General features: G+C 38.6%; 8 protein-coding genes. 4 read left to right on the top strand and 4 right to left on the bottom strand.

From position 1 onward, the window contains the following. The first annotated feature begins 206 nt into the window (after positions 1-206). The 3 genes from F6K23_RS39345 to F6K23_RS39355 all read left to right on the top strand — a co-directional run bounded on the left by F6K23_RS39345 (position 207) and on the right by F6K23_RS39355 (position 3,177). Complete coding sequence (locus F6K23_RS39345; protein ID WP_293166474.1) at positions 207-479, top strand: hypothetical protein; 273 nt, start codon at positions 207-209, stop codon at positions 477-479. 233 nt (positions 480-712) lie between these two features. After that, complete coding sequence (locus F6K23_RS39350) at positions 713-913, top strand: hypothetical protein (protein WP_293166476.1); 201 nt, start codon at positions 713-715, stop codon at positions 911-913. 500 nt (positions 914-1,413) lie between these two features. Next, positions 1,414-3,177 carry an iron uptake porin gene (locus F6K23_RS39355; protein ID WP_293166478.1) on the top strand — a complete coding sequence of 588 codons (1,764 nt, stop codon included), beginning with the start codon at positions 1,414-1,416 and terminating at the stop codon, positions 3,175-3,177. Between the two features lie 721 nt (positions 3,178-3,898). On the opposite strand, the gene F6K23_RS39360 is transcribed toward F6K23_RS39355, so the two are convergent. The 4 genes from F6K23_RS39360 to F6K23_RS39375 form a co-directional block, all read right to left on the bottom strand. Further along, positions 3,899-5,968 carry a serine/threonine-protein kinase gene (locus F6K23_RS39360; protein WP_293166479.1) on the bottom strand — a complete coding sequence of 690 codons (2,070 nt, stop codon included), beginning with the start codon at positions 5,966-5,968 and terminating at the stop codon, positions 3,899-3,901. A 163-nt stretch (positions 5,969-6,131) separates the two neighbouring features. Beyond that, positions 6,132-6,512, bottom strand: coding sequence for a DUF423 domain-containing protein (locus tag F6K23_RS39365; RefSeq protein ID WP_293166480.1), 381 nt, complete (start codon positions 6,510-6,512; stop codon positions 6,132-6,134). A 396-nt stretch (positions 6,513-6,908) separates the two neighbouring features. Next, a complete protein-coding gene (gene bchM, locus F6K23_RS39370; protein ID WP_293166482.1) occupies positions 6,909-7,595 on the bottom strand; it encodes a magnesium protoporphyrin IX methyltransferase in 687 nt (228 codons plus the stop codon). Positions 7,596-7,757: 162 nt separating this feature from the next. Then, a complete protein-coding gene (locus tag F6K23_RS39375) occupies positions 7,758-7,925 on the bottom strand; it encodes a hypothetical protein (protein WP_293166484.1) in 168 nt (55 codons plus the stop codon). Positions 7,926-8,523: 598 nt separating this feature from the next. Between F6K23_RS39375 and F6K23_RS39380 the strand changes: the two genes are divergently transcribed. Continuing rightward, on the top strand, positions 8,524-9,045 hold a 522-nt coding region (locus tag F6K23_RS39380; protein ID WP_293166486.1), incomplete at its 3' end, for a transporter substrate-binding domain-containing protein.

Consider the following 9,045-nt stretch of genomic DNA (forward strand, 5'->3'; position numbering starts at 1 on the left):
ATTAAACGGACGTGGAGGCAAGCGTAAGACTACCGCATCTGGCAGCAGCAGCCTGTGAAGCGTCAACCCACCGAGGGGCTTCGGCTCGGTAGGAATCCCCGCGCCTTTAGGCCGGGGAGGATGTCAAATCCAGATGTAACTTATGCTGTTAGCTCGTGCGATGCTGTTAATCCGTTGTTACCCATTAAGTCGCTTTGAAAATGAGAGTGCGTGTTTGGGTTTTGGCAGTGAGGAAAGGTCATCAGCGGACAAGGTCATCTGGGGACATAGAACGCTTTAGCCCTGCTGGATCATCATTAGGCAGGAAGGAACTACATCTATGGTGTCTGACCGTGGTGGATGGGAAAAAACTAACGTCCAGAGTAGCCTTGGAGATAGTGGCCAAGTTTGAGCATTACAAGCAGTCATTTCAGTTATCAGTTATCAGTTATCAGTTATCAGTTATCAGTTATCAGTACCTCTGCAATAAGGAGGCTTGAAATCTGAAATATTCTCTTTTTTTATCCCCTTAAAAGGGGAGGCGCATACCCAGAATTTTTCGGTAACTTCAAAAAGACTCGACCAAAGGTAAATAAGTTTATTAACTAGCTATCAGCTTGGACGTTCCGGAATGCGACCCTTGCCAACATTTAGCTGGAGCGCTAAAAAAAATCAAGGGTTTAAGTCCCCCACGCTTATTTGAAACAATTAGTGGTGTGCCTTTTTTGGGGGTTTGAATTCTCCATTAAACACCCTGAAAATGCTGACTGCTGAAGTGCTGATAGCTGACTGCTACTTCAACCTAGTCAGGTCTCGAACGGTGGCCTTTATGCTCCGGCGACTATTTCAGGACTTGAAGAAAAACTGTATAGATTTAACTAAATTAGCTTTTGACTTTGTAGAGTCAAGAAATATCATGTCTGGTATTAGCTAGTCATACTCCTGGAACAATAGTCAGAAAAATAAAATAAATCAAATATTACATTCAAGATAGTTGCACTATTGCGTAAGAGGTGCTAACCTTCTTGGTAAAAAAAGGTAACTATGTCTACTGTATCTAATTATTCAGAAATACTTTGAGTCTACTGATAGCTCTAGTGAAGTTTAGACATATTTATCTAATATCTAAATTATTGTTACACTCAAGGGCGATGCTTAACTTGTCTTTTTTCAGGATAAGTTTTGTGTAAAAACTACTAGGAATAATTTTATGGAGAAAAAGATTCTATTTGTTTATGCCATATTTTAGAGCATTGAAGCCCTTAATTCTCTTAATGCTAAATAATTGTAGAGATCTATCTCCAGATTAAACCAGATTAAACTTAGCTAACACTAAGACTTCTGTTAACAAAATAAATTGGAACAATCAATAGTAAAATCTACTCTAAACAGTAGGGTTGTTCATTGCTTATAAAAAGGTGTGAGGAGAGCAAAATGACAAAAATTATCCTGAATGTTCTAAAACAGACTTCTGGTGTATTCAGTATCGCCACTTTACTAATAGCTAATTCTGCTTTAGCAAATCAGGTTTCTGTAGAACAACTGGCTAACGCTCAAGATGTTAATACAAATACAACTAACTATTCAACTACTTCATCTGAACTACCAACAGAATCACAAGGTGATACCTCTTCAGAAGAAGTAGAAATACCAGGAGATACTAGGCTACAAAATCTCAAAGATCCTTCCCTCAAGATTCCTGGAGCAGAGTTAGAACAAGTAGACCCCATGGGACAAGTCACATCTGTGACTCAATTATCAGATGTCCAACCCACTGATTGGGCTTTCCAAGCTTTGCAATCTCTGGTAGAACGTTATGGTTGTATTGCTGGTTATCCAGATGGTACTTACAAAGGTAATCGGGCGATGACCCGTTATGAGTTTGCGGCAGGTCTAAATGCTTGTTTGGACCGAATTACAGAATTGGTCGCAGCAGCAACAGCAGATTTAGTGACTCGTGATGATTTGGCAGTATTACAGAGACTGCAAGAAGAGTTTGCTACAGAATTAGCAGAGTTGCGTGGTCGTGTTGATGCTCTGGAAGCGAGAACTGAGGAACTGGAAGCTAATCAATTCTCAACAACTACTAAACTGGGTGGTGAAACTTTATTCTGGTTGAGTGATACCTTTGGAGAAAAAGCTGGGGGACGTGGACTAGCACGGAGTGACGAGGATCGGACAGAGGCGACTCTTTCTTATCGGGTTCGTTTAATTTTTGATACCAGTTTTACAGGTAAAGATCGCTTGAGAACTCGTTTACAAGCTCGTAACGTTCCTAACTATAGCGCTCGAGATTTGACGAATAGTTTGATGACTCGTCTATCTACAGATGACGACCTAGATGATGATGTGACTCTCAATAAATTGGCCTATCGTTTTCCTTTACTCAACGATAGAGCACAGGTAGAGATAGCTGCTAATGGCTATGGTATTGATGACTTTGTGGCACCTATTAATCCTTTTCAAAGTAGTGGTGCTGGTTCTGTTTCTAGGTTTGGACGATTCACCCCTACTTTCTATCGTGCTCCTTCTGATGCTGGTATCAAATTTGCCTACGGTTTCAATGATGCAATTGAGGTAACTGTGGGTTATGCTGTACCAGATTCGGAAGACCCTCAAGAAGGTAGAGGTATTTTTAATGGTGGGTTTAGTGGGTTTGGTCAGGTGACAATTGAGCCAAGCGATAAAATAGCTTTTCAAGTAGGTTATTTGCGTGCATATCATCCAAAAGGAGATTTGAACTTAACCGGAAGTACTGGTAGTTTTCTGGCCAGAGATCCTTTTGATGACAGACGAAGTACTGCAGACAACATCAACTTTGAAGCTCAGTGGAAAGTTAATGATTGGTTTCATATAGGTGGTTGGGCTGGTGCCTCATTTGCTCGTCCTGAAGATGATAGTGATGATGATGATATCACAATACTTACGGGTGCTTTGACCTTAGCTTTTCCAGATCTATTCAGAGAAGGTAGTTTAGGAGGTATAATTGTTGGTGTACCACCAATTATTACTGATGGTGGTGATGATGATGATTTAAAAGACCCCGATACATCAATACACATTGAAGTATTCTATCGCTTCCAAATGAACGACAATATTGCTATTACTCCTGGTTTGTTTGTGATTACTAATCCTAATCACATTGAGGATAATGAAACTCTCTGGGTAGGAAGTATCAGGACTCAATTTAGGTTCTAGAATATTACTAAAACATGAATTGACTAAGCAAAACACAGAAAGTAGGGTAATAAGAAATTATCTTTTTTTCCTACTTTTGCTTTTTGTGTTAGTTCAGTCTGTAGATTGACATCTTCCCCGACCTAAAGGCACAGAGATTCCTACCGAGCCGTAGCTCCTCGGTGGGTTGAGGTGTTGCTGGCCTAGAGCTGCCACTAACACAGGCTGATGCTCACTATACGCCAGTCTTACCCTTGCCTCCGCGTCCATTTTTTGTCTGGGACTGCCCGCACGCGACTAATAAAAAACATAACATATGTATTCAAAAAAAACAACTAAAAAGTCGCCTGCTTATGGGCGAGGCTTTAAACCCAATTTTTCGGTACAATTTTTCTAGTTATAGCAGTCGAAGCAAAGGGCGCGGACATATTAAAAGCTTAAAACTCAGACAACGCAAGCTTTTTCCTTCTTCCTTCTTCCTTCTTCCTTCTTCCTTCTTACTTCTTCCTCCTGCTATATATTATTTCTGGATAAATAAAGCAAAGAACAATTAAAGAGAAAGTTTTTATCTGTATTTTTAACAGGTTCGTTTAAGAGTCCCAAGCTTAGAGTGAAAAGCGTGTGGTTGGTGTTGATGGCAGGTCTGGTGATGGAGCAACTTCCCTTAAGTATCCTCCACCATACACATGAATTCCGCAGTTCCGACCCAGGAAGTTAAGTGATTAAATCAGCGGACAGAATATTATGGTATTCGCCAGACCTTAATAGTTTGATCTGCACTTCCACTAACTAAGGTTTTACCATCAGGAGTAATAGCAAGAGAACTTATTGATTCAGAATGACCAATCAATGTTTGTAATTTCTCCTCTGTAATTAGATCCCAAATAGTAATATTTTCACCGGCAGCTACTATTTTTTGGTGATTAGGAGTGAAAACAATAGATTTGACTGCAGCTATATTTGGTTTAATTACACTTTCTTTTTTCCCTGTCTTTAAATTCCATAGTCTAATAGTTCCATCTTCACTCCCACTAGCTAAAGTTTGATTGTCTGGACTGACGACTACCGTATTTACTGCCTTGGTATGTCCCTCTAGAGTTTGTCTACGAATACCTGTACTAATGTTCCACAGTCTAATGGTTCCGTCATTACTACCACTAATTACAATAGTCCCATCTCGGCTAAAAGCTAAAGCATTTACTTCATATTCTTTATCTGGTATCCAGGTAAGCATTCGACTACTTGTTTGGATATTCCACAATTTCATTAATCGATCACTACCAACACTTGCTAATGTTTGTCCATCAGGGCTAATTGCCACTGCATTCACTTGACCATTAAGGCCTATAATTGTATTTATTAACTTGCCTGCTTCTAGATCCCAAAATTTGATAGTTTGATCGACACTACCACTTACTAATATTTGGCCACTGGGGCTAATCGCTAAAGTCGTTACTTGAGCTGTATGAGCATCTGCAATGTTATTTTTTAATTCCCCAGTCTTGAGGTTCCAAATTTTAATTGTATTAGAGCTACTTGTAGCAAGAATTTGACCATCTGGTGTGAGAGCGATCGCATTTACTGGTCCTAAATAACCATTGAAGGTATTCTGCAAAAATCGACTACTATTCAATCCTCGTAACAATAGGATTGGATCTGCAGGAAACATTCCATAGCGCCAAAAGCCATAAAATTGAGAGGTTGCTGCTGCTAATAGCAACATTGTTAACCCGACTATCAGATTATTTTTTAATTTAATGTTTGACTTGTTACGGGATATTTTTGTCTTGAATTTTGTTCTAGATAAACTTCTTGTTTGAGTTTGCTCTGTTGGCAATTTAGAGTTTTCTTGGCCTAGTTGAGTCTGCTTAGAAGGGGAAGGTATTCGATAATTTTCTTTACCAGAACTATCTCCGGTATCAATTTCTGCTAGGCAATGCAAAATCATGGCTGCAGTTTGAGGCCTATTTCCTGGGAAAGGAGCCATCAAATAATCAACTATATCTGCCAACCTCTTTGATATATGAGGAGCATATTTTCGCCATTGCAATTTTCCTGAACGAGGATTTTCTGGAAAGGCTGTGGGAGGTTTACCTGTTAATAAATAGACAAAAGTCCGCCCTAGAGCAAAAAAATCTGATTGAGGAACAGCTTTGCCATTTGTTTGCTCTGGGGCAGTATATCCTGGTGAGACAATACCTGTAACATTTTGCCCCTGACCTACTTTGACTAAGTAAGTTTCAGATACCTCTCTGACAGTACCAAAATCTATCAACACCAATTGGCCATTTGGTCTACGCATGATGTTGTGGGGCTTAATATCTCTATGGAAATACTTTTGCTGATGAACTCTTTCCAATATTTCCGATAATTGTGTCAGCCAATCCACTGCTTGAGTTTGATTTATTGGCCTATGGCGACGACTTTTCATCCAATCCTGTAAATTTGCACCACCAATAAATTCCATTACGAGGCAGTGTATAGGTTCGTCACTATTTTCTGGGAAAAATGTAAAATAACCATCTTCTTCTATCTTTGGAATCCCAGGGTTTCGTAAACTGATTAGTACTTGTGCTTCTTGCTGAAACAGAGATATAGCTTTTGGGTGACTTTTCAGTAATACTTTGAGAACTTTTTGTACACCTCGATCGTCTACTAAATAAGTTTTCCCAAAACCTCCCCCCCCAAGGGACTTGATGACGCGATACCGATTTTGCAGCAACAATTCTGAGCCACACTGACAACAAGTGCGTCTACCAACATTTAATGGGTCAGAGGGATTGGGGCAATTGGGATTAAGGCAGTAACTCACAGAAGCCAGATACCCAGATTTGTATAGCTTTGCTTTACTACACTATAGCTCGAAGTTGTCTTCTTTAAAACTTTTGGCAAAATATTTTTCATTATTTGCTGATTTTTTGACTTGAATATCTTTAAAATATCTATATAAAATAAATAATCAAAATAATCAATTTTTATAGTTTTAAGTTCCAACCAGCGACTGCCATACAGCCCCATCCAATAATCAAGGCAATTCCACCTATGGGCGTAATAGCTCCTAACAATTTAATCCCTGTCAGACTTAGAGCATATAAACTTCCAGAAAAAATTGCTATGCCAATAATAAAAGCATAGCCAGCAGCCAACATTAATCCTTGAGGTAATTCTTCAATTGTTAATAAAAAAGCCACCATTAACAGGGCTAAGGAATGGTACATTTGTAAGCGAGCACCTGTCTGAAAAATATCTAGAGAGTATTGACTAAGCCTTTCTTTCAAAGCATGAGTAGCAAAAGAACCACCGACTACAGACAAACCTCCTAGAATAGATGCTATTACTAAAAAAATTCTAGTCATTAATTTTTTACCCCTGTGTCATTTTAACTAAATCAGAAGTTAGAAGTCAGAAGTTGTTTTTGTCAAGGGGATTTGAGCAAGCCTCCAAAAACATTTCGCCTTAAAAGGCGGGGTGGCGCGACCCAATTATTTTGATAAAATTAACCCTAATTTTTATCTATTTTTATCTTTACTACTTTTCTCAAAATATTGATAATATTCCTAATATAGTTGTTATTTAATATTAAGCAGTTGATAATTTAAGCTATATAACTTATTTATAACAATCCATGGAGAATATAAAATCTAAATAAGTCTTAGGTTAATTCAAATTTTAGTTACAAATGTATTTATATTATATTTATTTTTAGTACATTGAGTACCAATTTCAATATTATTTAACAATTATTGAACTTACTAACGAGTAGCTTCCAGTAAACTAGAGTAGTAGAAGCTAGTGCTGTTCATTGCTTGTCTTTGGATAGAAAAACCATTACTTTCTATTATTTTGATAATATCAGCCTCACGATGCTGATAAGCGCGAGTAGTTTTACTTGGTCCAGGAAATAACTCACCTACTTTTTTCAATAAACTTAAAGCTAAAGTTTTTGGTGCAAAGCTAATAATAAGTCTGGATTCTGCTAAAGAAATCAAATGATTAATCATATCTGCAACTTTTTCTTGAGGATAATGTATCAGCACATCCAAACAGATAACTGTATGATATTTACCACTTAAAGCTTCTAAATCTTGAGCAACAAAATTAACATTACCCATACTAATCAAACTAGACTTAGCACGCTGATATGCTTCGGTGATCATCTTTTCTGATATATCACTACCATAGATAACTGCCCCAGCTTTAGCCAAGGGAATACTCAAACTACCAACTCCACAACCCGCATCGCAAATTGATAAACCGGATAAATTCCCATCTTCTTGTAGCCAACTGAGAACGTTATCAACGGTTTGTTGATGTCCTTTTCTAATATCTAATTGTACTTTATTTACTTGGCCTTCTCCATAAATTCTTTGCCACCGCTCAAAACCAGTGGAATTGAAATATTCCCGAACAATTATTTTGTCGTCTGTCCTACTGTTCATGTCCACCTAATAGTAAAATATTTGTCAAGTGACATACTCCCACACTGCTGATCGAGAATCATATGTGGGTTTCTCAGCGACTTCTCTATGAGAACATTGACTGAGCTACCAAGGGATGCCCCACCTCTGTAATTGATTGAAAATCCGCTTAATTGTACTTCTTTATCCTAATGGTGGCAACAAATCTTTGAGTAAGACTTGAGCTACTTTCTTGATATTAATTGCAGCATTTAAGTCACCTCCAATTGATAGATTACATTGAGGACAAAAGTTTGTAAACAATCCTAGTCCAAACAAAATAGTCAAGGCAATTTCTAGTTTCTCAAACATACTTTTCTAGAATTATCTTTTCTGTAGGGGGTTTAAGACCCCACCGTCTAAACGGTGCTTAAAATTGTTTGGGATTTGTAGACACGGAGTGGCCGGTCGTTGACTATCCATAATTAATTTTCCCTTGTGCCTTGTGCCTTGTGCCTTCTGCTTTCTTCAAGAATAATTGGCAAAAGTTAGAAAAAACTAGACATCATAAATTGAGAGGATAGTTTACACTCAACTTAATTATTATCACCTATCTCAGGGGCAAAAAATTGTCACGATGAATTTTTTTTCTACAAATATCTTCAAGCAAATCACTAGCAAAGTTCAATTACTAACTTTACCGAAAAATTGGGTTTAAAGCCTCGCCCTTGTAGGGCGACTTTTTATTTCATTTGCAAGTGAATTGGATATATGCTAAACTGTTATTAGTTGCCGGGGGGCACTCGGAAACTCGTGCGCGGACGTGGAGGGAAGCATCAGACTACCGCCAAGGAAGCAGCACCCTGTGTTAGCGGTAGCTATGCGAAGCAAAGCGTCAACCCGCCGAAGAGCTACGGCTCAGTAGGAATCCCCGCGCCTAACAGCCGGGGAGGATGTCAATCTCATATCTTTGTTCCCACTATCAGCTAGAGCGACTAAATTACGAGTAGGAGTAGCAGGTTCACCCCTCTTTGTAATTAAGGATAGAGATGTTCAGGGTATAAGTGTAGAAATTTGGCAAGAACTAGCTTCCTTAGAAGAACTAGAATACCAACTTATTCCACAAGATACTGTCAGGAATAGTGTTGATAGTATGACAAGAGGAGAACTCGATGTTGTTATTGGGCCAATTAGTATCACCTCTGATCGCCTGGAAAAAGTGGCTTTCACTCAACCTTACTTTCTGGCCAATATAGGTTTATTAATTAGTGGAGAAAGACCTAAGCTTTGGAGTAGACTTCAACCTTTCTTTGGCCTTGCTTTTATGTCTTCGGCAGGTCTATTAGTTGTTCTCCTATTTACCTATTTACCGAAAAATTGGGGTAGGCGCCTCGCCGAGGCGCGGGCGACTTTCTATAATTGTGCTATAATGAAATTGGTTATGTACCCGCCTTGTCTCATAAATACTGTAGAAAAGAAGATGTTTGTCGAA

This window comes from Okeania sp. SIO2C9, assembly GCF_010672455.1.
In the GTDB taxonomy this organism is placed as follows: Bacteria; Cyanobacteriota; Cyanobacteriia; order Cyanobacteriales; family Microcoleaceae; genus Okeania.

What these genes read in the sequence shown, in the direction of transcription:
- F6K23_RS39355 (WP_293166478.1), top strand. Translation starts at nt 1,414, where the DNA reads ATGACAAAAATTATCCTGAATGTTCTAAAACAGACTTCTGGTGTATTC.
- F6K23_RS39365 (WP_293166480.1), bottom strand. Translation starts at nt 6,512, where the DNA reads ATGACTAGAATTTTTTTAGTAATAGCATCTATTCTAGGAGGTTTGTCT.
- bchM (WP_293166482.1), bottom strand. Translation starts at nt 7,595, where the DNA reads ATGAACAGTAGGACAGACGACAAAATAATTGTTCGGGAATATTTCAAT.
- F6K23_RS39375 (WP_293166484.1), bottom strand. Translation starts at nt 7,925, where the DNA reads ATGTTTGAGAAACTAGAAATTGCCTTGACTATTTTGTTTGGACTAGGA.